This window comes from Pseudomonas sp. KBN12P06040, from assembly GCF_037574965.1.
GTDB lineage: Bacteria > Pseudomonadota > Gammaproteobacteria > Pseudomonadales > Pseudomonadaceae > Pseudomonas > Pseudomonas aeruginosa.
The window spans coordinates 3,519,847-3,542,482 of sequence record NZ_JBBELS010000001.1; the positions used below are offsets into that span (position 1 = coordinate 3,519,847).

The following is a 22,636-nucleotide window of genomic DNA, read 5'->3' on the forward strand; positions in this document are numbered from 1 at the left end:
GCGAAGCGGCCTTCATCGTCCTGCAATCAAAGCGTCATCGTCACGATGCCAAGTTATCCAACCGATCCTCTCCCGCGAGCGACCATGCATCACGGTATCTCCCCGCCCCAGGACGCCGACCTGTTCGGCCTGATCTACGGTTTCCGTTTCCGCCCCGGCGAAGCGGGGCGGGAAATCGACTCGGCTACCGCCCTCGCCTGCCTGCGGCAGGCTCGCGAGGAGGCGCCGGACGAGTTCCTCTGGCTGCACCTGAACCTCGCCCATGCCGCCTGCGAGCGCTGGATGAAGAAGCATCTGGAACTGCCGGAGTATTTCTTCGAAAGCCTGCGCGAAGGGTCGCGCTCGACGCGCATCGAACACGTCGACTCGGCGCTGCTGGCAGTGGTCAACGACGTGGTCTTCAACTTCGGCCTGGTCTCTTCGGACGTCGCCACCCTGTGGGTCTGCGCCCGTGGCCGGCTGCTGGTCAGTGCACGAGCGCAACCGCTGCGCTCGGTGGACAAGCTGCGCTCTTCGGTGAAGCACGGCGAACCTTTCCGTTCGCCCCTGCAGTTGCTGATCCACCTGTTGCGCGACCAGGGCGACGTGCTGACCCAGATCGTCCGCGAAACCAGCGTCGCAGTGGACCGCATCGAGGACCAGCTACTGGCCCTGCGCCTCTCCGCCAACCGCGCCGACCTCGGCGCCATGCGACGCGTGCTGGTACGCCTGCAACGCCTGCTGGCGCTGGAGCCCGGTTCGCTGCTGCGCCTGCTCAACCGACCGCCGGAATGGCTACAGGATGCCGACCTGCGGGAGCTGCGCGAAGCCACCGAGGAGTTCTCCCTGGTGATCAGCGACCTGACCGCCCTGGGCGAACGGATCAAGCTGCTGCAGGAAGAGATCGCGGCCAAGCTCAACGAACAGAACAACCGCATCCTCTTCACCCTGACCATGGTCACGGTGCTGGCCCTGCCGATCAACATCGTCGCCGGCTTCTTCGGCATGAACGTCGGCGGGATTCCCTTCGCCGACGATCCTGAAGGCTTCTGGATCATGCTCGTGCTGGTCGCCAGCTTCACCTTCCTCGCCGGCCGCTGGGCCTTCCGCAAGCGCGGCGACTATTGAGCGTGGACAACGCCGGCGGACAGTGGTTAGGTTGACCGACCACCGTCAGCCGGACCTTCCATGAGCCTTTCCCCCGCCGATCTCAAGCAACTCCAGGCCGCCAAGAACCTGCTGGAGAACCCTGGACTCACCGCGCAACTCACCAGCCTGCTGGGCACGCCGATCGAATACGGCCTGAAGAAGCTGCCGCGGAAGGTCAACGAGAAGCTCGGTTCGGTGATCGAGGGAGCGCTGCTGAAAGTCGCCCGCTCGGCCACCGCCACTCTCCAGGAAAACGCCAGCGGTCAACCGGCGAACCGCCTGCATACCCTCGGCGCCGCCGTTTCCGGTGGCGTCGGCGGCTTCTTCGGGCCGCTGGCGATGCTGGTCGAGGTGCCGGTCACCACCGGCATCATCTTCCGTTCCATCGCCGACATCGCGCGCAGCGAGGGCGAGTCGATCAGGGACATGGACACCCTGATGGCCTGTATCGAAGTCTTCGCCCTCGGCGGCAAATCCGCCTCGGACGACGCGTCGGAGTCCGGCTACTACGCGGTGCGTACGGCGCTGGCCCAGCAGGTCAAGGCGGCCGCCGACTTCCTCGGCAAGGACGCCGGCAGCAAGAAGGCCGCGCCCATGCTCCTGGCCCTGGTGCGCAAGGTCGCCGAGCGCCTGGGCGTGCAGTATTCGGAAAAGCTCGCGGCGCAGATCGTGCCCATCGTCGGCGCCCTCGGCGGCGCGGCGATCAACACGGTGTTCATGAACCATTTCCAGGCCATGGCGCGCGGTCACTTCGTCGTCCGCCGCCTGGAGCGCCACTACGGCAAGGATGTGGTTCGCGACGCCTACGCCCTGCTGCCACGGCGCGGCTGAGCATGCCGGCCCACGCGGTCAGCCTGGCGCCGGGCGCGGCGGCAGCGACGCGCCAGGTGTTCAGCGCCGTTTCGCTCGCGGCGGAGCCTCGCGCGGAGCCCGGCTGGAGCCGGGCCCCGCGCCGACTCAGAGCGCCAGGCCGGGGTTGTACAACGGGCGGAAAGCGCAATGGGTGGTGCCGGCGCTCTGGTTGTAGAAATAGTAGCGGCGACAATCGTTGTCGTAGTTGCTGGTGCCGACGTTGATCCGGTACGGACCGAAGCTGGCTCCCTGCAGGGAAACGAAGGCGCCGTTGTAGAGCAGCGAGAAATGCAGGTGCGGTCCGGTGGAGCTGCCACCCTCGCAGAGCGCGGTGTTGATGTTGCTGGCATAGACGCCGAGCTTGGTGTCGGCGCTGACCTGCTGGCCGTTACTCACCTGGATCTGGTCCATGTGGTAGTAGTTGGTCGCCCAGCCGCTGGGGTGGGTCACCCGTACCTGGCAGCGCGACAACACCCGTACCGTGCCGGCGTGGGCGGCGACCACGCTGTAGGTCGCACTGCCCCAGCGCGGCCAGTCGTAGGACGCATCGAAGGACGAGTACGGATAGCCCGAGCCGGAGTTCGAATGCGCTCCGTTGGGCTGCCAGGAATAGCCCTGGCGCCAGGGCAATTGCATCAGGTTGGATGGCGGCGCCAGCGCGGCCTTCGCCTGGAGTTGCCGGGCCACGCGGTTGCGCGGCTGCAGGAGTTCCGCGGCCGGGGTGCCGAACAGGCGCTGGAAGGTCTGCGCGTAGGCGCCGAGCGGATTGCCGCCTTGCACGGCGGAGGCCTTCGCCCCCTCTCGCAACAGACCGAGCAGCGCGGCCGATGCCGCGTTCAGGCCGTCCTCGCCGACGGCCTTGCGCGCAGCCGCCTGGCGCAACTGGTATTCCTCGAAACCGTAGTAGCGCCGCGACAACTGCTGCAACACGTCGCGTACCTGGGCATCGAAGCCGCGTTTCGCCGACAGCCGCCCCAGCGGCGCCGCCAAGGCGCGCTCGTCCGGCGCACCCAACGGCCCGGACTGCATGACCATCAGGGTCAACAACACTTTCGGGTTGATGCTGTAGTAGCCGCTCCAGTGCTCCAGGTATTCGCTCTTGTCGCGCAGCGCCGGCGCGTTCAAGGCCAGGTAGGCCTCGAGGTCGAACGCCTCGGCGTCGCGACCGTAGAGGAACAGCTCGTCATTCAGCGGCAGGGCCACGCTGGGCAATTGCAACTGGCCGAGTAGCTCCGCCGAATAGCGGAAGGCCGGCAGGCCATCGTCATGGGCGTTGGCCGTGCCGCCCACGGCGAGCGCCAGCAGGGCAAAGAGGAACGGCGAGCGCGGGCTCGCCAGGGCGCGGGATCTTTTGTGCTGCATGGGTAGCTCCTGGTCATCGAAGGGAAACCTTGAAAGCCAGCAGCCCGGCGACATCGCCTCCGACGGGATAGCCTGGTCCGCTCCGCCGGTATTTCGCCCAGGCCGGGTTGCACGCCGCAGGACCGTGCAACGCCGTCACCCGGGAAGACAACTATCAGCTTTTGCAGTAAATCCGGTGCCCCGCTCCATCCGGCGGTAAAGCGTGCGGCAGCGCACCACAACCGAGCCGAATCGATCACAGAACGCCAGGCGCCGGAAATACTTCGATACAGTCTGCGCGCGCTCAGCGTTCCTCGGTGGAGGAGCCGTCGAGCGGATCGCGACGTGCCAGCTCGGCTTCGTCGAGGCCGTGGCCAGCGCCGATCTCGTTGCCATGCACGACCCTCAGGCGCTTGTCCGTGGGCGATTCGCCACCGCGCTCGGCCGGCGAGCGGGCACCGCTTTCATCGATCAGGGTCTCCGGCGCCAGATCGTCCATGCCGACGTTATCCTGGTAACCGTCGTCCTCGTCCGGCTGCCCGCCGGCGTGGCCCGCCTCGCGTACCCGCCGCGGGGAAAACTCGGCTTCCACCTCGGCCTCGGGCCGCTCGTCGCCGATCCGTGCCTTGCGCGCCTGGCGGCGCTCGTCGAAATCGAGTTCGCGTATCGAACCCATGCGGTCCTGAATGTCGTCGATTTCCTGGGGTGTGGTTTTCCGTCGTGTAGCCATGGCGACCTCCGTTACGAATGGCGAGCGCGCACCGCGAATGGCGCAACGCCCCTGTCCGGTCGACCGGCGAGGCGCCAGAAGATTCAGGAAATCCAACCGACGGCGGCTGCCTCGCTACCACGGTGGCGGGCAAAAAAAGCCGGATCGGCCCGGGGCGGGCTGGACGATCCGGCGTAATCGAAGCGCGGGACGTCGCGCACCTTGCCGCCGGCACGGGCGGGAGGTGGCGCACAGCGTTTCGCAGGGAATGACCACGGCATCGGCCGGTGGTCCAGGGGGAGTCAGGTCGGCACGGCTTCCTCGAGATAGTCGATGGCCTGGCGCACGGTCTCGATCCGTTCCGCATCGTCATCGGCGATCTCGACGCCGAACTCCGCTTCCAGGGCCATGACCAGTTCGACCACCTCGAGCGACTCGGCACCGAAGTCGTTACGGAAATCGCTGTCCAGCCGGATGTCGCATTCCTCCACGCCGAGCCGGGCGGCTACCAGCTTCCTCACTCTGGTCTCGATGTCGTCCATGCATTGCGGTCCCACTGCCCGGCCCTGGAAAAAAGTGCGGCTACTAAAGCCTCCGTCCCCGCCAGCGACAACTGCCAGATCTGGCAGTGGCGCTGCGCCGGAGCGCGGCCGCCGCAGCGCGCCGGTCAATCCGGTGGACGAAGCGCGACGCAAGGATTCGAAGTCCGTCACAGGGCGCTTCCCGGCGTATGCGCAATCACCCGCGCCTTCCCTCGCGGCAGGCTTTCGGGCAGTTCCGCCAGGGCCCGGCGTGCCTGCTCCGGGTCGAGGTAGTCGCCCCGCTCCACCGCGAACAGCTCCTGGCCATCGCGCAGTTCGCGGCACAAACGCAACGACAGGCCCGGATGCCGCTCGATCAGCGCGCGCATGAAGGCTTCGCTGCTGCCCTCGACCAATCGCACGGCGTAGCGCTGGGGTGACGGCGGCTGCGGCGCGTGCGTGCCCTGGCGAACCTCCAGCACCTCGCCGCCGCGACCGTCGCCCAGGGACGCCGGGTCCGCCAGGCGCGGCTTCTCCATCAGCACCGGGGCTGGAGCCGGATAGCTGCGCGGCGAGCCAATAGGTGCCGGTGCGACCTGGGCGGCGGGACGCAGGTCGATGGCGCCGGCATCCTCGAACAGCGGGCGTACCGGTTCGCCGGCGGCACCGCGCAGCAACTGGATGGAACGGTAACGGCCATGGCTGATGCGCTCCAGGCCGGCGGCATCGCGGACGATGCTCGGTCGCAGGAAGACCATCAGGTTGCGCTTCACCCGGGTCTCGCGGGACGAGCGGAACAGCCGGCCGACGCCGGGGATGTCGCCCAGCAGCGGTACCCGCGAATCGCTGCGCAGCAGGTCGTCCTGGATCAGTCCGCCGAGGACGATGACCTGGCCGTCGTCGGCCAGTACGGTGCTCTTGATCGAGCGCTTGTTGGTCACCAGGTCCACCGCCTTCGCCGCCAGGGTGGCGGTTGGCGCGATGGAGGATATTTCCTGCTCGATCTCCAGGCGCAGCATGCGGTCCTCGCCGATGTGCGGCGTGACCTTGAGGGTCACCCCGATATCCTTGCGCTCGACAGTGGTGAACGGATTGCTCGAACCGCTGGCGCTGGTGGTGTAGCTGCCGGTCTGGAACGGCACGTTCTGGCCGACCAGGATTTCCGCCTTCTGGTTGTCCAGGGTCAGCAGGCTCGGCGTCGACAGCAGGTTGCTGCGGCTATTGCGGCTCAGCGCGGTGACCAGTGCGCCGAAATCGCGACTGCCGAGGCCGACTATCGCACCGTCGGGCAGCTCTGCCGGCGGCTTGCCGGCCTGCAACGCGCCTAGCAGGGTGCCGATGGACAACCCGCTGTCGGCGAAGCCAGCGCCGCCGGCGACATGCCCGCTACGCAGCGCCCATTGCACCCCGAGGGCGTCGCCGATCTCGCCGGACAGCTCGACGATCGCCGCCTCCACCAACAGTTGCGCACGCGGCACGTCGAGCTGGCGGACGATGTCCTCGAGCAGACCGACATCCTCCGGGTCGGCGAGGATCACCAGGGCATTCAGCGATTCATCGGCGCGCACCAGCAGGCCGCGCTTGCCGCTTCCCCGGCCATCCTGGCCCCGCTCGCCGTGCAGCGATTCGCCGATCTCCCCGAGGGTGGCGGCGAGGGTCTTGGCGTCGCCATGGCGCAGGCGGATCACCCGGCTGTTCGCCGACCGCGACGAGGGGACGTCGAGCGACTGCGCCAGCCGCAGCAAGCGCGCTCGCGCCTGCGGCGGCCCGAGCAGGACCAGGCGGTTGCTGCGGCTGTCGGCGAGGACCTGGACGGTGGCGGCGCTCTTCCCGGCGGCCGGGGTGACGCTGCGATCGAGCACCTCGGCGATTTCCGCGACCCAGGCATGGCGCATGTCGTAGATGCTGTAGTCATGGTCGCCGGCCCGGTCGAGGCTGCGCACGATCGCCTCGATGCGCTCGATGTTGGCGCGGCGGTCGCTGACGATCAGCGCGTTGGCCGACGGCACGGCGGCCAGATGGCCATGGGCCGGGACCAGCGGCCGGATCATCGGGATCAGTTCCGCCACCGAGGTCTGCTGCGCCTGGACCACCCGCGTCTCCAGGCTGCCCGGCCCATCGCGGACGGTCTTCTGCGCGGCGTCCTGGCGTGCCTCCATGTTCGGCACGATACGCGCCTGGTCGCCCTGCGGCAGCACCGCGTAGCCATGGGTGGCGAGCACCGAAAGGAACAGTTGGTAGACCTCCGCCAGGCTGAGCCGCGCCTGGGATACCACCGTGACCCGTCCCTTCACCCGCGGATCGACGACGAAGGTCTGGCCGCTGATGCTCGATACCTGCTCGATGAAGTCGCCGATCTCGGCATCCTTCATGTTGATCGTCCACTGCTCTTCCTCTTGCGCGGCGGCAGTCGCGGCAGGTGCCGGATGGACCGGCGGCGCCAGGCCGAGGACGGCCAGCGACAGGACCAGGAACAGCGGAGACAGGCGCTGGGCGGAACGGGTACTACAACGTGGCATGGGTGGTTTCTGCCCCTTCGGCTTTGGGGAAATACAGACGTTCTTCATAACCCTGGTCGCGCAGCACCACATGGTCGCGATGAACCGCCAGCAGCACGGTGCCGGGGCGCACTTCGGCGCCCGGCAGGAAGCGCTGCGAGCGCCCGGCCACCGCGATCAGCGCCGCCGAGCGGTCCTCGCGACGCGCCAGGAAGCAGGCCAGCAGGCGCAATTGCAGACGCTCGCCCGCCGTCGCGCCGCGCGGCGACGGAGCGCCACCGAACAAGCCGGCTAACGCCGCGCGCGGGGCCGCTGAAGGGTTGGCTGGCGGCGCCGGGGCCGCTGCGGCGGGCAATTCCGCCAGCTCGCGGCGCAGCGAGCGCGTCTGGCTGGCCAGGCTGGCGCTGAGCAACACCAGCAGCAGCACGCAAAGCACAGCGGGCGCATGCCCGGCCAGGCTGCGCAGGGAAACGAAAGACGATGGAAGGTGACGCGACATGCAGCAGGCGGATTCCGGCAAACGGGCGCGCTGCATCGACGCGGCTCGCCCAGGGGCGGCGAGCATAAGGGATGGGGCTGCGGCCTACGGCCGCGAAAGGGCAAAACTGTTAAGGCTGCCCGCTTTGATCCTTCGCGGCGGGAACTGGCCCACAAAACGCCAGGCGCGGGAAAGGCCTCAGCGCTTGCCCATCGAACGACGGGTACCGCGCGGCGCCATGCCGGGACGCTGGCCCTTGTCGTGGATCTTCCGCTGCGGATAGAGCTGGGCCTGGTTCTTCTTCGCCAGGGCGGCCTTCAGCAACGCGCTGGCGTCGCTCGGCGCGGCCTGGGCCGGAGCGTCGTCGGAGGAAAGGGCCTGGGGAAGAGCGTCGGGAGCGGAAGCCATGGCGTATCCGGATCGGGGGAAATCGTGGGGACGCGATTATACATGGCTGCCCGGCTGTCCGGCAGCACCTGCCGGCGTATCGCCACCGGTCAACGCAGTTGCCACCAGCCCGGTAGCAACCGGCGCACCCTGGCCTGGGCGAAACGGTCGTCGATCAGGTGCACCACGCCGCGATCGCTGCGGCTGCGGATCACCCTCCCGGCGGCCTGGACCACCTTCTGCAGTCCCGGATACAGGTAGGTGTAGTCGTAGCCGTCACCGAACAGGCGCTGCATGCGCAGGCGGATCTGCTCGTTCACCGGATTCACCTGGGGCAACCCGAGGGTGGCGATGAAGGCGCCGATCAGGCGCTCTCCAGGCAGGTCGATGCCTTCGCCGAAGGCACCGCCGAGCACGGCGAAGCCGATGCCCTCGCCGCCCGCGACGAAGCGTTCGAGGAAGGCCCGGCGCTCCGCCTCGTCCATCCGTCGCGTCTGGCTCCAGCACGGCACCCACGGGTATGCCTGGCGGAAGACGTCCAGCGCCTGCTGCAAGTAATCGAAGCTGCTGAAGAAGGCCAGGTAGTTGCCCGGCCGCTGGCGAAACTGCTCGCCGAGAATCGCCGCGATGGGCGCCAGGGAGGCCTGACGCTGCGCATAGCGCGTGGAAACCCGACGCTGTATGTGCACCTCCAATTGCTCGGCGCTGAATGGCGAGTCCACTTCCAGCCAGGGCGTGCCCGCCGGCAGGCCAAGCAGGTCGGCGTAATAGTCGCGCGGCCCGAGGGTAGCGGAGAACAGCACGGTGGAGCGGCTGGCGGCGAAGCGCTCGGCGAGAAACGCCGCCGGCACCACGTTGCGCAGGCACAGCCGGGCCAGGCTGCGGCCGTTGCGGCCTGGGCGCTTCTCGATGTCGAACAGCGAATGCTCGCCGAACAGCTCGGCGAGACGGCCGAACTGCAGGATCGCGAAGTAGAACTCCTGCAACGCCGGCTCCAGCGCCTGCGGTTGCTCGGCGAGCAGGTCGTTGATCGCCGCCACCGCGTTCTGCAAGGCCAGGAGCAGCTTCTGCGGAGGCTCGTCGTAGGCCTGGTAGTCGTCCGCCTGGGTCTTGCCCAGTTCGTTCCAGGCACGCTGGATGCGCTCCAGCGGTTTCCTCAGGGCCTCCGGGGCGGTCTTGCGCACACCGAGGAAATCGCCCTGGTCGAGTTCGGCGGAATACATCCGCCGGCCGCGCTCCACCAGGTTGTGCGCCTCGTCCACCAGTACCGCCACCCGCCACTGGTTGACCTGGGCCAGGCCATGGAGCATGGCGCCGAGGTCGAAGTAGTAGTTGTAGTCGCCCACCGCCAGGTCGCACCAGCGCGCCAGTTCCTGGCCCAGGTAGTAGGGACAGACCCGGTGCGCCAGCGCCACCTCGCGCAACCGCGCCTGGTCCAGCCAGCGCGCCTCCACGGCGGCGGCGCGGGCCGCCGGCAGGCGTTCGTAGAAGCCCTGGGCCAGGGGACAGGATTCGCCGTGGCAGGCCTTGTCCGGGTGCTCGCAGGCCTTGTCCCGCGCCACCAGTTCCAGCACCCGCACCGGCAGTCCGCCGGTCTCCCCTTCCAGGCTGCGCAGGGCATGCAGCGCGAGGGCCCGGCCCGGGGTCTTGGCGGCCAGGAAGAACAGCCGGTCCAGGCGCTGCCCGGGCATCGCCTTGAGTTGCGGGAACAGCGTGCCGATAGTCTTGCCGATCCCGGTCGGCGCCTGGGCCATCAGGCAACAACCGGCGGAGGCGGCCTTGTACACCGCCTCCGCCAGTTGCCGCTGGCCGTGGCGGAATTCGGCGTGGGGAAAGCGTAACGCGGCCAGTTCGCGGTCGCGCCGCTGGCGGTGCGCCAGTTCCTGCTCGGCCCAGGCGAGAAACGCCTGGCACTGGCTCTCGAAGAACAGCCGCAGCTCGTCGGCCCGCACCCGCTCGACGAAGCGGGTCTCCTTCTGGCTGCCGACCTCCAGGTAGACCAGCGCCAGTTCGACTTCCTCCAGCTTCCGTTCGGCGCAGAGCAGCCAGCCGTAGACCTTGGCCTGGGCCCAGTGCAGGTGCCGGTGGTTGGCCGGTTGCAGGGCGAGGTCGCCGCGGTGGGTCTTGATTTCCTCCAGGCAGTTCGCCTGCGGGTCGTAGCCATCCGCCCGGCCGCGCACCTGCAAGTGACGGTAGCGTCCGTCCAGCGCCACCTCGCGCTGGTAGTGAGCGGGGCGCCGGGAGGTCACCAGGGTATGTCCGGCGATGCCTTCCAGGGCGCTGGGCGACGGGGTGAAGCGCAGGTCGAGGTCGCCGCGCTTGGCGCTGAACTCGCAAAGCGCGCGCACCGCCACCTGGTACAGCGCCTCGCCGCCCTGCTCAGTCATCGACATGCCAGCGCACGTAGCAGACCGCCACCGGCATCTCCCGCTCGCGGCAGAATTGCAGCCAGCGCAACTGGTTGTCCTGCAGGCGGTCGCCCGGTCCCTTGACCTCGACCATCCGGTAGCGACGCTGCGCCGGCCAGAACTGGATCAGGTCCGGCAGGCCGGCGCGGTTGCCCGGGATATCCTCCAGCAGGCGTTCGAACCAGGCGCGCAGGTGGGCCGCCGGCAGGCAATCGAGCGCCTGTTCGAGCAGTTCCTCGCCAAGCAGCTCCCAGTAGACGAAGGGCGACTGCAGGCCGAACTTGTCGCGGTAGCGACAGCGGATCGCGTCGCGGTAGCTACCGTCCTCCAGCCGTCCCAGGCAGGCCTCGAACAGGGCGGCGCGGCGCTGGCGGAAGTCGGCGCTGTGCAGGTCCGCCGGCGCGCTGTGGAAGGGATGGAAGAACGCCCCGGGAATGGCGGCGAAGATCGCCTCCCAGCAGAGCAGCCCGAACAGCGAATTGATCAGGCCGTTCTCGACGTAGTGCACCGCGCAACCGGGCTCTTCCAGGTGCTCGCGGACCGCCCACTCGACGCTACAGGGGTCGCTGGGGAGCGCCAGGCACAGGTCCAGGCGGTCGATTTCCGGAGCCGCCGCCCGCGCCTGTCGCGGCAGGCCGAGCTTGCCTTGCAGGCGCGGCAGCAATCGGGCCAGGCCCTGGCGTTCGGCGTCGCTTTCCGGCGCACAGCTGGCCTCCCGCGCCAATGCATGGGCTTCGGCGAAGCGCTCGCCGCGTTCCAGGCTGCGAATCGCCCGCAGGCGCGCGCCGGGGTGGCTGGATTGGCGATAGAGCCGCTGGGCCAGGTCGAAATCCCGCTGCTTTTCGCAGTACTGGGCGAACTGGAACAGCAGCTTGACCCGCCGCCCTTCCAGCCAGGGATTGGCGTAGGGTTCGCCCGGCAGGCCGGCGAGCAGTTCCTCCAGCGGCTCGCCGAGGTCGAAGCGCTGGCGGCAGTCGAACAGGTGGAGATAGGCGTCGACGTCGGCGCGCAGGCGAAAGCCGCGGGAATCGGCGGAAAACTCGACGCTTTCGTAACGATAGATACCCAGGTCGGCAAGGACGAACTCCGACCAGTCCTGCCACAGGTTGCCGAAATACATCAACCGCAAGCGGTCGCAGAGCGCCATGCAGCGCAACTCGTAGACCGGTTCGGCGAAGTCGGCCTGCCACTCGGCGAGCCGCCGCGCCTCGGGGAACAACGGCTGGAGCCGTTCCAGCAGCGCATCCTTGCGCAGGTTCGCGCGCCCGAGATGGTCCCTGAACAGCTGCGACAACTCATCCTTCTTCAGCAAGCCGAACAGTTGCGCCAGTTCCAGGGCCGGCTGCGCGTCCACCCAGCCCAGTGCCAACAGCGGTTGCACGGCGGCGCGCGTGTCGCCGATCTCGGCATAGGCCAGCTTGCCTTCGCGGAACAGCGTGCCCTTGCGCATCACCATGCGCACCAGCAGGGCCTGGCTGGCCTCGGGCAATTCGGCGAACGCGGCGATGAAGGCACGTTCCTGATCGTCGAGCAGATCGGCATAGCGTTCGCCGATCCAGGCGAGTACCGCGCGGAAGTTGTGCAGGTAGTAGAAGGGTTCGGGAAGCGCTGGGGAATTCACGGGAAGCGGAGCCTGGTACTGTTCATGCATACAGATACCAGCGCCCCCACGGCTTGGCAATGCGCATCCGATCAAGCGTCGCCGGCCTGGCGACGACTATCCAGGCACAAGGCATTCGTTATATAAAAATATTAACAACGAAACCTGCCCCGTATCGGTCCCGATGAAGAAGATCCGCCAACGCAACCTGCAACTGATCCTCGACGCCGCCTGCGAAGTCTTCGCCGACTGCGGCTTCAGCGCCGCCCGGCTCAGCGACGTCGCCGAGCGCGCCGGCGTGGCGAAGGCCAACGTGCTCTATTACTACCGCTCCAAGGCGCAACTCTACGAGGCGGTGCTGGACAGCATCGTCGAGCCTCTGCTGGAAGCCTCCCGGCCATTCGCCGGTGACCAGCCGCCCGCCGAGGCGCTACGCGCCTACGTCGACAACAAGATGCGCATCGGCGCCGAGCGGCCGCACGCGGCCAGGGTCTTCTCCTGCGAGATCATGCGCGGCGCGCCGCGCATGCCGGCGGCGCTGCTGGAACGCCTCGACGCCCAGGCGGAACGCAACGCCGAGCGCATCCGCCAGTGGATCGACGAAGGCCTGCTGGCGCCGCTGGATCCGTACCACCTGCTGCTCAACCTGTGGGCGATGACCGAGTCCTATGCCCTTGGCGGCTGGCAACTGGCGCGCCTCACCGGCCAGGCCGGGCTGGACGCGAGCGACTACCGGCAGGCGGCGGAAAACATCGTCCGCCTGGTCTGCGCCGGCTGCCTGGCACTCCCCGGCGAGGCCGCGCCGCGTCGGCGTTTCCGCGCGCTGGCTGGCTGAGCGACTTGCGCCAGATCAATTTCCGCGTAGCGCTATATTCCAAAAGCCATAGCGAACCCCTAAGCTTGCGCCAGCCCCGTCCGCCAACTTCGTTCGCCCCCCACAGGAGCACTCCATGACCACCCGCCTGCCCCAGCTGTTGCTCGCCCTCCTCGCCAGCGCCGTATCCCTGGCCGCCAGCGCCGACGAGGTGCAGGTCGCCGTCGCGGCCAACTTCACCGCGCCGATCCAGGCCATCGCCAAGGAATTCGAGAAAGACACCGGGCACAGGCTGGTCGCCGCCTACGGCGCCACCGGCCAGTTCTATACGCAGATCAAGAACGGCGCGCCGTTCCAGGTGTTCCTCTCCGCCGACGACAGCACTCCGGCGAAACTGGAGCAGGAAGGCGAGATCGTGCCCGGCTCGCGCTTCACCTATGCCATCGGCACCCTGGCACTCTGGTCGCCCAAGGCCGGCTACGTCGACGCCAAGGGCGAGGTGCTGAAGAGCGGCAGCTTCAGGCACCTGTCCATCGCCAATCCGAAGACCGCGCCCTACGGCCTCGCCGCCACCCAGGCGATGGACAAGCTCGGCCTCGCCGCCACGCTCGGGCCGAAGCTGGTGGAAGGCCAGAACATCAGCCAGGCCTACCAGTTCGTTTCCAGCGGCAACGCCGAACTGGGCTTCGTCGCCCTGTCGCAGATCTACAAGGATGGTAAAGTCGCAACCGGCTCGGCCTGGATCGTTCCCGCCGAGCTGCACGACCCGATCCGCCAGGACGCGGTCATCCTCAACAAAGGCAAGGACAACGCCGCCGCCAAGGCCCTGGTCGACTACCTGAAGGGCGCCAAGACCGCCGCGCTGATCAAGTCCTACGGCTACGAACTCTAAGGCGGGACCTGCATGGCGTTGCCACTCGACAGTACGGACCTGGCGGCCATCTGGCTGACCATCGAGCTGGCTTCGCTCACCACCCTCCTCCTGCTGCTGATCGGCACGCCCATCGCCTGGTGGCTGGCGCGCACCCGCTCCTGGCTGAAGGGGCCGATCGGCGCGGTGGTGGCCCTGCCGCTGGTGCTGCCGCCGACGGTGATCGGCTTCTACCTGCTGGTCAGCATGGGTCCCAACGGTTTCATCGGCCAGCTCACCCAGAGCCTCGGTCTCGGCACCCTGCCCTTCACCTTCGCCGGCCTGGTGGTCGGCTCGGTGTTCTACTCGCTGCCCTTCGTCGTGCAACCGTTGCAGAACGCCTTCGAGGCGATCGGCGAAAAACCGCTGGAGGCTGCCGCGACCCTGCGCGCGAGCCCCGTCGACCGTTTCTTCAGCGTGGTCCTGCCGCTGGCCCGGCCGGGTTTCGTCACCGCCGCGATCCTCGGCTTCGCCCATACCGTCGGCGAGTTCGGCGTGGTGCTGATGATCGGCGGCAACATCCCGGAGAAAACCCGCGTGGTCTCGGTGCAGATATTCGATCACGTCGAAGCCATGGAATACGCCCAGGCCCACTGGCTGGCCGGCGGCATGGTGGCGTTCTCCTTCGTCGTCCTCCTCGCCCTCTATTCGGGCCGGCGCCGCCGGCCGGGCTGGGCCTGAGATGGATGGCCTGCGCCTGCGCTTCCGCCGCGCCTACCCCGGCTTCGAACTGGACATCGACCTGGCTCTTCCCGGTCGTGGCGTGACCGCTCTGTTCGGCCATTCAGGCTCCGGCAAGAGCACTTGCCTGCGCTGTATCGCCGGCCTGGAAAAGGCCGCCGAGGGCGAGGTGACGATCAACGGCGAGACCTGGCAGGACAGCCGCCGCAACCTCTTCGTCGCGCCCCACCGACGTGCCCTCGGCTACGTGTTCCAGGATGCCAACCTGTTCCGCCACCTGACGGTGCGGCGCAACCTGGCCTTCGGTCTCAAGCGCATCGCCGCCGCCGAACGCCGCGTCGAGCTGGAACAGGCCTGCGCCCTGCTGGGCATCGAGCACTTGCTGGAACGCATGCCGGAACGCCTCTCCGGCGGCGAGCAGCAACGCGTCGGCATCGCCCGGGCCCTGCTCACCAGCCCGCGCCTGCTGCTGATGGACGAGCCTCTGGCATCCCTCGACCTGAAGCGCAAGGGCGAGATCCTGCCCTATCTCGAGCGCCTGCATGAGGAACTGGACATCCCGGTGCTCTATGTCAGCCACTCGCCAGACGAAGTGGCGCGCCTGGCCGATCACCTGGTGCTGCTGGAGAACGGCAAGGTCCGCGCCAGCGGGCCGATCGGCGAAACCCTGGCGCGAGTCGACCTGCCGCTGGCGCTGGACGACGACGCCGGGGTGGTGATCGAAGGCACGGTCAGCGACCACGACCCGGCCTACGGCCTGCTGACCCTGGTCCTGCCCGGCAGCGCGCTGCAAATGCGCGTCGCCCACGCCCCGCTGGCCCCCGGCAAGCGCCTGCGCTTCAAGGTACAGGCGCGCGACGTCAGCCTGAACCTGCGCGACGACGCCCAGAGCAGCATCCTCAACCGCCTGCCGGTACGGGTCCTGGAATTGGTCGATACCGACACCGCGGCCCACGTACTGGTGCGCCTGGATGCCGGCGGCAATCCGCTGCTGGCGCGGATCACCCGTTACTCGCGGGACCAGTTGCAACTACGACCCGGCCAGCTGTTGTGGGCGCAGATCAAGTCGGTGGCGGTGCTCGCCTGACCCCGGCCTCGCCTGCGGCGCCTAGACCCTGGGCCAACGGTAGCGGATCAGCCGCCCCATCCGCCGCAGGAAGGCGAAGCCGTTGTAGATCGGCAGCATCAGCCGCGACGACTGCGGCAGCTTGGCAACGTCCTGCGGGTCATAGTCGGTGACCTCCTCGATGAAGCGCAGGGCCGGATGCCACCGCTCGAGTTCGCGCGGGTCGTCGATGCTCCAATGCACCTGCGCCCCGGTCTCGCGCAGCGGCGGATACAGGCGCAGCAGCATGATGCCGAGGCGGCCGTAGCCGTCGAACAGCAGCTCGCCGCTACCCAGGTGGTCGACCAGGCGTTCCACCAGGCGTCGCACCTGGGACTCTCGCAGGTAAGGCATCAGCCCCTCGGCCAGGACCAGGGCGGGCCGCTCGCGCGGCACCCCTTGCAGCCAGCCGTCGTCGTCCACCGAGTGGCGCAGCGCCCGATAGGCGCCGGCGCGCGGCGGGTAGAGTCGCTCGCGCAGGTCCATGACTTCCGGATAGTCAAGGTCGAACCAGGGCAGCTCGGCCGGCGGATCGACCCGGTAGATACGGCTGTCCAGGCCGCAACCGAGGTTGAGCACCTGCCCCTCGGGATGGCGGCCGAGGAAGTCGCGGCAGGCCTGGTCGAAGTAATGCGAGCGCATGGCCAGGGCCCGTTCGTTGCCTTTGCCGAGGGCGACCCTGGAGAAGTCGAAGTCGATCTGCCGCACCGCCTCCTCGGCGAAACGGTCATGGAGGATGGAATCGTCCAGGCGGCTATCCAGCGCCTTGGCGTAGAGGGTGATCAGGAGCGTCTGCTTTTCTCCGGTGAGGGTGATGCGGTGGCCGGGCATGAAAACCTCCTGCGGGCACGCGTGCCTCTTCAGTCCTTGCCGAAAACATCGCTATGCTTCGGCAATGATTGCCCTGGAGTCACGAATGAAAGCCAACTCCGATGAACTGCAAAGCTTCGTCAGTGTAGTCGACAGCGGTTCCATCAGCGCCGCCGCGGAACAGATGGGACTGACCGCCTCGGCCGTCAGCCGGACCCTCTCGCGCCTCGAGCACAAGCTCGGCACCACCCTGCTCAACCGCACCACCCGGCGCATGGAGCTGACCGAGGAAGGCCGCTACTTCCTCGACCAGGCACGGCAGATCCTGCAGCAGATGGAGGCGCTCGAGGAACGCCTGGCCCTGCGCCGGCAGAGCCCCGCCGGGCGCCTGCGGATCAACGCCGCCTCGCCCTTCATGCTGCACGCGGTGGTGCCGCACATCGGCGAGTTCCGCCGGCTGTACCCGAACATCCAGCTCGAACTCAACACCAACGACCTGATCATCGACCTGTTGGAGCAACGCACCGACGTGGCGATCCGCATCGGCGCGCTCAGCGACTCCACCCTGCACGCGCGGCCGCTGGGCGCCAGCCGCCTGCACATCCTCGCCAGCCCGGAGTACCTGGCCCGCCACGGCATGCCGACGAGCATCGAGGGGCTGCGAGGGCACACCCTGCTCGGCTTCACCCAGCCCGAGCACCTCAACCGCTGGCCGGTGGTGCACGCCGACGGCGATCGCCTGGAGATCCAGCCGGATATCTCTGCCTCCAGCGGCGAGACCCTCCGCCAGCTGGCCCTGAGCCACCAGGGGATCGCCTGGCTGGCCAGCTTCATGACCGACCGCGATATCCAGGACGGGCGCCTGGTGCCGCTGTTCGCCGAACAGATGAGCGAATACCGGCAACCGATCCACGCCGTCTACTACCGCAACTCGCAACTGGCGCTGCGCATCCAGTGCTTCCTCGACTTCATCCAGCAGCGCCTGGGCGCCTGAGACCGACCGTGAACGAATCCCTCGACTTCTCGCCCTACCTCGAGCGCTGGGCGTTGCAACCCGACGGCGAGCCCTTCGCCACCCACAGCAGCCGCCTGCTGCCGGTGCGCCATCGCGGCGCAGCGGCGATGCTGAAGATATCCAGTGCCGAGGAAGAGCGTTTCGGCCACGTACTGCTCAACTGGTGGGACGGCCAGGGCGCGGCCAGGGTGCTGGCCTACGACCACCAGGCGCTGCTGATGGAGCGTGCCACCGGCGGGCGCTCGCTGCTGGAGATGGTCAAGCGCGGCGACGACGACGAGGCTACGCGTATCCTCTGCCAGGCCATCGAACGCATCCATGCCCCGCGCCCGGGTCCGTTGCCGGAACTGACCCCGCTGGAGCGCTGGTTCGACTCGCTGTATGCCGCCGAGCGCCGCTACGGCGGGCTCTACGTCGACTGCGCGAACGCCGCCCGCTACCTGCTGGAGACCGCTCGCGAACAGCGCCCGCTGCATGGCGACATCCACCACGGCAATGTGCTCGACTTCGGCGAGCGCGGCTGGCAAGTCATCGACCCCAAACGGCTCTACGGCGAGCGCGGCTACGACTACGCCAACCTGTTCACCAATCCCGACGCGAAGACCGCCCAGGCGCCCGGCCGTTTCGAGCGCCAGCTGGAGATCGTCGTCGCCGCCAGCGGCCTGCAACGCCGCCGCCTGCTGCTGTGGATCCTGGCCTGGACCGGACTCTCGGCGGCCTGGTTCGACGAGGACGGCAGCCGCGAGGAGACCGACGCCGAGCTGGCCATCGCCCGCCTGGCCCTCGCCAGCCTGTCTCGCGAAGGCTGATCAGAAGCGCCAGAACGCGGGGGTGCACAGCACCAGTACGGTGAGAATCTCTAGCCGACCAAGCAGCATGCCGAGGGTCAGCAGCCACTTGGCCATGTCCGGCAGGCTGGAAAAGTTTCCCGCCGGTCCGATAATCGGCCCGAGCCCGGGCCCGACGTTGCACACGGCGGTCGCGGCACCGGTGAACGCGGAGACCCAGTCGAGGCCGAGCATGGTCAACCCCAGTGCGATCACGCCGATGGTGATGGTGAAGAAGAAGGAAAAGGTGATCAGCGAGCGGACGATTTCCTCGTCCAGCGGATGGCCGTTGTAGCTTTGCCGGATGGTCGCCCGCGGATGCACGAGGTTCTGCAGGTTGGCCCTGAGCAACACGAAGGCCACCTGGAAGCGGAAGATCTTCAACCCGCCGGCGGTGGAGCCCGAGCAACCGCCGACGAAGGTGAGGTAGAAGAACAGCATGACCGCGAAGGTTCCCCAGGTGGTGTAGTCGGTCAGGGCGAAACCGGTGGTGGTCACCACCGACGTCACATTGACCGCCACCAGGCGCAGCGCATCCCACCAGCCGTAATCGGAATTCAGCCAGAGCCAGAAGGCGAAAACCAGCCAGGTCACCGCCAGGAAGCCGATGAAGCCATGCACCTGGTGGTCCTTGAGCAAGGCCAGGCGATGGCCGCGCAGGGTCGCGACATAGAGGGTGAACGGCAGGCTGCCGAGGATCATGAACAACACGGCGACCCAGTGCACCGCCGGTTGCGGCCAGTGCGCGAGGGAAGCGTCGGAGGTGGAGAAGCCGCCCGTGGAGATGGCGGCCATCGAATGGTTGAACGCCTCGAAGGGGGTCATGCCCGCCCACCAGAAGCACAGCACGCCCAGCAGCGTAAGCGCGACGTAGACGCCGAGGATGTACTTGGCCGCCATGTGCGAGCGTGGCATCACCTTCTCGCCCCAGTCGGAGGATTCGGTCTGGAACAGGCGCATGCCGCCGACACGCAGCAGCGGCAGGATCGCCACCGCCATGCCGATGAAACCGATGCCGCCGAGCCAGTGCAACAACGAGCGCCAGATGAGGATGCCCGGCGACATCTGGTCCAGCCCGCTGAACACGGTGGAGCCAGTGGTGGTGATGCCCGACATGGTCTCGAAGAACGCATCGGTGTAGCTGATGTGCCGAGCCATCACCATCGGCAGCGCGGCGAAGGCGCAGACCACCACCCAACTGGCGGTGGTCAGGAAATACATGTGCCGGGCACGAAAATGCACGTGAGCCGGCCGTCCCGGCAAGACCAGCGCGAGGCCGGCAGCCGCGGTGAGCAGGCTCGACCAGAGGAAGGCGTCGAAATCGTCGTAGCGCTGGAAGAGCGCCAGCGTCAGCATCGGGATCAGCATGCTGGCCGCCAGGGTGACCAGGAAAAGCCCGAGGATGAATCCCACCAGGCGGAGCAGGGAAAAGCTCATTCCGTAACGACCTGTTTCAGCAGAGGCGGACAGCCGCGTATTCTAGCCGCCCACGGGGCGGCTTCGGAACCATCTCAGGGGATCGCCTATCCCAGGAATCGAAGGTTCTCTGTTCGCTGACACCGTTCCATTGTCAAATAGGCGTCTCGCGCCCCCTACCAGTAAGGAAACCCAAACATGGCCGGAGCCAGCCTCCTCACCCTCCTCGACGATATCGCCGCGGTGCTCGACGACGTCTCGCTGATGACCAAGGTCGCCGCGAAGAAGACCGCCGGCGTTCTCGGCGACGACCTGGCGCTGAACGCCCAGCAGGTCACCGGGGTCAACGCCGACCGCGAACTGCCGGTGGTCTGGGCGGTGGCCAAGGGCTCGCTGCGGAACAAGGCGATCCTCGTTCCCGCCGCCCTGCTGATCAGCGCCTTCGCGCCCTGGGCGGTGATCCCGCTGCTGATGCTCGGCGGCGCCTACCTGTGCTTCGAGGGCTTCGAGAAGATCGCCCACAAGTACCTGCCCCATGACGACGAGCACGCCGACGAGGCAGCGCTGGCGGCCAATGTCGACGTGGCTGCCCTGGAAAAGCAGAAGATCGGCGGCGCGATCCGTACCGACTTCATCCTCTCCGCGGAAATCATCGCCATCACCCTCGGTACCGTCGCCGAGTCCAGCTTCACCACCCAGGTGCTGGTGCTGGTCGGCATCGCCCTGGTGATGACCATCGGCGTCTACGGCCTGGTCGCCGGCATCGTCAAGCTGGACGACGCCGGCCTCTATCTGTCCAAGCGCGACAGCGGCTTCGCCCAAGGGCTCGGCGGCGCCATCCTGCGCACCGCGCCGTACCTGATGAAAGGCCTGTCGGTGGTCGGCATGGCGGCGATGTTCATGGTCGGCGGCGGCATCCTCACCCACGGTATCCCGGTGGTCCACCACGCCATCGAACAGGCCGCGCAGAGCGTCGCCGGCATCGCCACGCTGGGCCCGTTGCTGGCGGCGATCACCCCGACCCTGCTGAACTTCCTGTTCGGCATCGTCGCCGGCGCCGTGGTGCTGGCGGGGGTGCTGCTGGTCAAGCGCCTGCTGCCGAAGAAGAAAAAGACTGGCTGAGCCTGCCATCGCCGGCAGCACCATCGCGGAGGGCGGATAGCCGCCCTGGCGCACATCCCACGAAGCGGTTGTGCGCCCTGCCCCGGAAGTCCCCCTCCGTTTCAATTCAATAATTTTGCACTGTAATAGCAACATTATTCGTTGGAGACGAATAAAGCTCCCCTCCTAGAATGTCCACCAGTGCCATGAGCCGTCTGTTCCGAGCCTTCCAGACGAAGATCCGACCTCCGCACTCCATCGACCCGGCAACGGGATACCCAGAAAAATACCGATAACCCAACGAGGACCCGAGGGTCGCGCCTGCTCGCCAGCCGGCCGGACCCCGGGGCCCGGCGTGCCAGCGACCATGAACGATACGGATAGCAGAAAAGATCCGGACGGCTACAACTACGACGTCGTCCGCCAGTTCACCCTGATGACCCTGGTCTGGGGCATCCTCGGCATGGGCCTGGGGGTGTTCATCGCCGCCCAGCTGGTCTGGCCGGCGCTCAACCTCGACCTGCCCTGGACCAGCTTCGGCCGCATCCGCCCGATCCACACCAGCCTGGTGATCTTCGCCTTCGGCGGCAGCGCGTTGTTCGCCACCTCCTTCTACGTGGTGCAGCGCACCAGCGGCGTGCGGCTGATTTCCGACGTCCTGGCGCGCTTCGTGTTCTGGGGCTGGCAGGCGGCGATCGTGGGGATGATCGTCAGCTACCCGCTGGGCTACACCACCTCCAAGGAATACGCCGAGATGGAATGGCCACTGGCGCTGTGGATGGCCATCGTCTGGGTGGTCTATGCCTACCTGTTCTTCGGCACCATCGCCCGCCGCAAGGTGAAGCACATCTACGTCGGCAACTGGTTCTACGGCGCCTTCATCATCGTCACCGCGATGGTCCATATCGTGAACCACGCATTGCTGCCGGTGAGCCTGGGCAAGTCCTACTCGGCCTATTCCGGCGCCACCGACGCGATGATCCAGTGGTGGTACGGGCACAGTGTGGTCGGCTTCATCCTCTCGGTCGGCTTCCTCGGCATGATGTACTACTTCGTGCCCAAGCAGGCCGGGCGACCGATCTACTCCTATCGCCTGTCCATCGTGCATTTCTGGGCGATCATCTCGATCTACATCTGGGCCGGTCCGCACCACCTGCACTACACCGCGCTGCCGGACTGGGCGCAGTCGCTGGGCATGGTGATGTCGCTGATCCTCCTGGCACCGAGCTGGGGCGGCATGATCAACGGCATGATGACCCTCTCCGGGGCCTGGCATAAGTTGCGCGACGACCCGATCCTGCGCTTCCTGGTGGTGTCCCTGGCGTTCTACGGCATGTCCACCTTCGAAGGCCCGATGATGGCGATCAAGACGGTCAACTCGCTGTCCCACTACACCGACTGGACCATCGGCCATGTCCACGCCGGCGCCCTCGGCTGGGTGGCGATGATCTCCATCGGCACGCTCTACCACATGATCCCGAAACTCTGGGGCCGCGAGCGGATGCACAGCATCGGCCTGATCAACGCGCACTTCTGGCTGGCCACCATCGGCACCGTGCTGTACATCGCCTCGATGTGGGTCAACGGCATCACCCAGGGCCTGATGTGGCGGGCGATCAACGAGGACGGCACGCTCACCTACTCGTTCGTCGAGGCGCTGGCGGCCAGCCATCCGGGCTACGTGGTGCGCCTGCTCGGCGGCGCCACCTTCGCCAGCGGCATGCTGCTGATGGCCTACAACACCTGGCGGACCCTGCGCAGCGCGCAGGAGCAGCGGCAGCCGGTCCTGGCGGCCGGCCAGGGGGCCTGAACATGCTGTTGTCCCTGCTGTGCCTCCCCACCCTGGTGCTCGGCCGCGCGCTCAGCCTCGCCGGCAGTACCCGCGAGGAACGCGAGCAGGCCGCCCTGCTGCCGTTCGCCGACGATCCCGAGGCCGCCCGCCGGGTCGCCCGGGATACCGGCAAGATCTGCCGGCAGGTGGTCCGCCCCCTCGAGGAATCCCGCGAGGCCGCCGGCCCGCCGTTCCTCGCCTGAA

Annotated in this window: 21 protein-coding genes; 11 read left to right on the plus strand and 10 right to left on the minus strand. The window is 67.6% G+C overall.

Annotated elements, in window-relative coordinates; genetic code table 11:
• The first annotated feature begins 84 nt into the window (after window positions 1-84).
• Window positions 85-1,107, plus strand: coding sequence for a transporter (locus VQ067_RS16495; RefSeq protein ID WP_003088098.1), 1,023 nt, complete (start codon window positions 85-87; stop codon window positions 1,105-1,107).
• 60 nt (window positions 1,108-1,167) lie between these two features.
• Window positions 1,168-1,959: an EcsC family protein gene (locus VQ067_RS16500; protein WP_003106675.1), complete on the plus strand. Its 792-nt coding sequence runs from the start codon at window positions 1,168-1,170 to the stop codon at window positions 1,957-1,959.
• 126 nt (window positions 1,960-2,085) lie between these two features.
• Here the strand turns inward: VQ067_RS16500 and lasA are convergent, their stop codons facing one another.
• From lasA to fan1, 8 genes are all read right to left on the minus strand, one after another.
• Window positions 2,086-3,342: an elastinolytic metalloprotease LasA gene (lasA, locus tag VQ067_RS16505; RefSeq protein WP_003088096.1), complete on the minus strand. Its 1,257-nt coding sequence runs from the start codon at window positions 3,340-3,342 to the stop codon at window positions 2,086-2,088.
• 283 nt (window positions 3,343-3,625) lie between these two features.
• Window positions 3,626-4,051, minus strand: a complete 426-nt coding sequence (locus VQ067_RS16510; RefSeq protein ID WP_031685894.1) for a hypothetical protein — start codon at window positions 4,049-4,051, stop codon at window positions 3,626-3,628.
• 281 nt (window positions 4,052-4,332) lie between these two features.
• Entirely contained in the window at window positions 4,333-4,572 is a 240-nt protein-coding gene (gene acpP, locus VQ067_RS16515; protein WP_003132735.1) for an acyl carrier protein, read from the minus strand.
• Window positions 4,573-4,739: 167 nt separating this feature from the next.
• Window positions 4,740-7,070, minus strand: a complete 2,331-nt coding sequence (gene gspD / locus VQ067_RS16520; RefSeq protein ID WP_033991664.1) for a type II secretion system secretin GspD — start codon at window positions 7,068-7,070, stop codon at window positions 4,740-4,742.
• On the minus strand, window positions 7,057-7,584 hold the full coding sequence (locus VQ067_RS16525) for a type II secretion system protein N (protein WP_031685897.1): 528 nt from the start codon (window positions 7,582-7,584) through the stop codon (window positions 7,057-7,059). Before VQ067_RS16525 ends, gspD begins: the two co-directional genes overlap by 14 nt.
• Before the next feature lie 141 nt (window positions 7,585-7,725).
• Entirely contained in the window at window positions 7,726-7,935 is a 210-nt protein-coding gene (locus tag VQ067_RS16530) for a hypothetical protein (RefSeq protein WP_003088087.1), read from the minus strand.
• 89 nt (window positions 7,936-8,024) lie between these two features.
• Window positions 8,025-10,301, minus strand: coding sequence for an ATP-dependent DNA helicase (locus VQ067_RS16535; RefSeq protein WP_033991662.1), 2,277 nt, complete (start codon window positions 10,299-10,301; stop codon window positions 8,025-8,027).
• Window positions 10,294-11,973, minus strand: coding sequence for a nuclease Fan1 (gene fan1 / locus VQ067_RS16540; RefSeq protein WP_031685899.1), 1,680 nt, complete (start codon window positions 11,971-11,973; stop codon window positions 10,294-10,296). Before fan1 ends, VQ067_RS16535 begins: the two co-directional genes overlap by 8 nt.
• Before the next feature lie 133 nt (window positions 11,974-12,106).
• Here fan1 and VQ067_RS16545 point away from each other — a divergent pair, with 133 nt between their 5' ends.
• The 4 genes from VQ067_RS16545 (at window position 12,107) to modC (ending at window position 15,414) form a co-directional block, all read left to right on the plus strand.
• A complete protein-coding gene (locus tag VQ067_RS16545; protein WP_003088072.1) occupies window positions 12,107-12,757 on the plus strand; it encodes a TetR/AcrR family transcriptional regulator in 651 nt (216 codons plus the stop codon).
• Window positions 12,758-12,872: 115 nt separating this feature from the next.
• Entirely contained in the window at window positions 12,873-13,628 is a 756-nt protein-coding gene (gene modA, locus VQ067_RS16550; protein WP_033991660.1) for a molybdate ABC transporter substrate-binding protein, read from the plus strand.
• A gap of 12 nt (window positions 13,629-13,640) precedes the next feature.
• On the plus strand, window positions 13,641-14,327 hold the full coding sequence (gene modB, locus VQ067_RS16555) for a molybdate ABC transporter permease subunit (protein WP_003088068.1): 687 nt from the start codon (window positions 13,641-13,643) through the stop codon (window positions 14,325-14,327).
• Between the two features lies 1 nt (window position 14,328).
• On the plus strand, window positions 14,329-15,414 hold the full coding sequence (modC, locus tag VQ067_RS16560) for a molybdenum ABC transporter ATP-binding protein (protein WP_003098212.1): 1,086 nt from the start codon (window positions 14,329-14,331) through the stop codon (window positions 15,412-15,414).
• Window positions 15,415-15,435: 21 nt separating this feature from the next.
• Here modC and VQ067_RS16565 read toward each other — a convergent pair whose 3' ends face one another.
• Complete coding sequence (locus VQ067_RS16565) at window positions 15,436-16,263, minus strand: class I SAM-dependent methyltransferase (protein WP_003088063.1); 828 nt, start codon at window positions 16,261-16,263, stop codon at window positions 15,436-15,438.
• An 85-nt stretch (window positions 16,264-16,348) separates the two neighbouring features.
• Between VQ067_RS16565 and VQ067_RS16570 the strand changes: the two genes are divergently transcribed.
• Entirely contained in the window at window positions 16,349-17,236 is an 888-nt protein-coding gene (locus VQ067_RS16570) for a LysR family transcriptional regulator (RefSeq protein WP_317951588.1), read from the plus strand.
• 8 nt (window positions 17,237-17,244) lie between these two features.
• Complete coding sequence (locus VQ067_RS16575; protein ID WP_003088058.1) at window positions 17,245-18,066, plus strand: aminoglycoside phosphotransferase family protein; 822 nt, start codon at window positions 17,245-17,247, stop codon at window positions 18,064-18,066.
• Here the strand turns inward: VQ067_RS16575 and VQ067_RS16580 are convergent, their stop codons facing one another.
• Window positions 18,067-19,521 (minus strand): TrkH family potassium uptake protein, encoded by a 1,455-nt coding sequence (locus tag VQ067_RS16580; protein WP_033991659.1) that lies wholly within the window; start codon window positions 19,519-19,521, stop codon window positions 18,067-18,069.
• A gap of 177 nt (window positions 19,522-19,698) precedes the next feature.
• On the opposite strand from VQ067_RS16580, the gene VQ067_RS16585 reads away from it, so the two are divergent.
• From VQ067_RS16585 to VQ067_RS16595, 3 genes are all read left to right on the plus strand, one after another.
• Window positions 19,699-20,622 carry a DUF808 domain-containing protein gene (locus VQ067_RS16585; protein ID WP_003088054.1) on the plus strand — a complete coding sequence of 308 codons (924 nt, stop codon included), beginning with the start codon at window positions 19,699-19,701 and terminating at the stop codon, window positions 20,620-20,622.
• Window positions 20,623-20,968: 346 nt separating this feature from the next.
• A complete protein-coding gene (gene ccoN / locus VQ067_RS16590) occupies window positions 20,969-22,411 on the plus strand; it encodes a cytochrome-c oxidase, cbb3-type subunit I (protein ID WP_023112502.1) in 1,443 nt (480 codons plus the stop codon).
• Window positions 22,412-22,413: 2 nt separating this feature from the next.
• Window positions 22,414-22,635 (plus strand): hypothetical protein, encoded by a 222-nt coding sequence (locus tag VQ067_RS16595; protein ID WP_033991657.1) that lies wholly within the window; start codon window positions 22,414-22,416, stop codon window positions 22,633-22,635.
• Window position 22,636: the final 1 nt, after the last annotated feature.

Bases quoted from the DNA above. Each gene is read 5' to 3' on its own strand.
- VQ067_RS16495 (WP_003088098.1), top strand. From the start codon at position 85: ATGCATCACGGTATCTCCCCGCCCCAGGACGCCGACCTGTTCGGCCTG.
- VQ067_RS16500 (WP_003106675.1), top strand. From the start codon at position 1,168: ATGAGCCTTTCCCCCGCCGATCTCAAGCAACTCCAGGCCGCCAAGAAC.
- lasA (WP_003088096.1), bottom strand. From the start codon at position 3,342: ATGCAGCACAAAAGATCCCGCGCCCTGGCGAGCCCGCGCTCGCCGTTC.
- VQ067_RS16510 (WP_031685894.1), bottom strand. From the start codon at position 4,051: ATGGCTACACGACGGAAAACCACACCCCAGGAAATCGACGACATTCAG.
- acpP (WP_003132735.1), bottom strand. From the start codon at position 4,572: ATGGACGACATCGAGACCAGAGTGAGGAAGCTGGTAGCCGCCCGGCTC.
- gspD (WP_033991664.1), bottom strand. From the start codon at position 7,070: ATGCCACGTTGTAGTACCCGTTCCGCCCAGCGCCTGTCTCCGCTGTTC.
- VQ067_RS16525 (WP_031685897.1), bottom strand. From the start codon at position 7,584: ATGCAGCGCGCCCGTTTGCCGGAATCCGCCTGCTGCATGTCGCGTCAC.
- VQ067_RS16530 (WP_003088087.1), bottom strand. From the start codon at position 7,935: ATGGCTTCCGCTCCCGACGCTCTTCCCCAGGCCCTTTCCTCCGACGAC.
- VQ067_RS16535 (WP_033991662.1), bottom strand. From the start codon at position 10,301: ATGACTGAGCAGGGCGGCGAGGCGCTGTACCAGGTGGCGGTGCGCGCG.
- fan1 (WP_031685899.1), bottom strand. From the start codon at position 11,973: ATGCATGAACAGTACCAGGCTCCGCTTCCCGTGAATTCCCCAGCGCTT.
- VQ067_RS16545 (WP_003088072.1), top strand. From the start codon at position 12,107: ATGAAGAAGATCCGCCAACGCAACCTGCAACTGATCCTCGACGCCGCC.
- modA (WP_033991660.1), top strand. From the start codon at position 12,873: ATGACCACCCGCCTGCCCCAGCTGTTGCTCGCCCTCCTCGCCAGCGCC.
- modB (WP_003088068.1), top strand. From the start codon at position 13,641: ATGGCGTTGCCACTCGACAGTACGGACCTGGCGGCCATCTGGCTGACC.
- modC (WP_003098212.1), top strand. From the start codon at position 14,329: ATGGATGGCCTGCGCCTGCGCTTCCGCCGCGCCTACCCCGGCTTCGAA.
- VQ067_RS16565 (WP_003088063.1), bottom strand. From the start codon at position 16,263: ATGCCCGGCCACCGCATCACCCTCACCGGAGAAAAGCAGACGCTCCTG.
- VQ067_RS16570 (WP_317951588.1), top strand. From the start codon at position 16,349: ATGAAAGCCAACTCCGATGAACTGCAAAGCTTCGTCAGTGTAGTCGAC.
- VQ067_RS16580 (WP_033991659.1), bottom strand. From the start codon at position 19,521: ATGAGCTTTTCCCTGCTCCGCCTGGTGGGATTCATCCTCGGGCTTTTC.
- VQ067_RS16585 (WP_003088054.1), top strand. From the start codon at position 19,699: ATGGCCGGAGCCAGCCTCCTCACCCTCCTCGACGATATCGCCGCGGTG.
- ccoN (WP_023112502.1), top strand. From the start codon at position 20,969: ATGAACGATACGGATAGCAGAAAAGATCCGGACGGCTACAACTACGAC.
- VQ067_RS16595 (WP_033991657.1), top strand. From the start codon at position 22,414: ATGCTGTTGTCCCTGCTGTGCCTCCCCACCCTGGTGCTCGGCCGCGCG.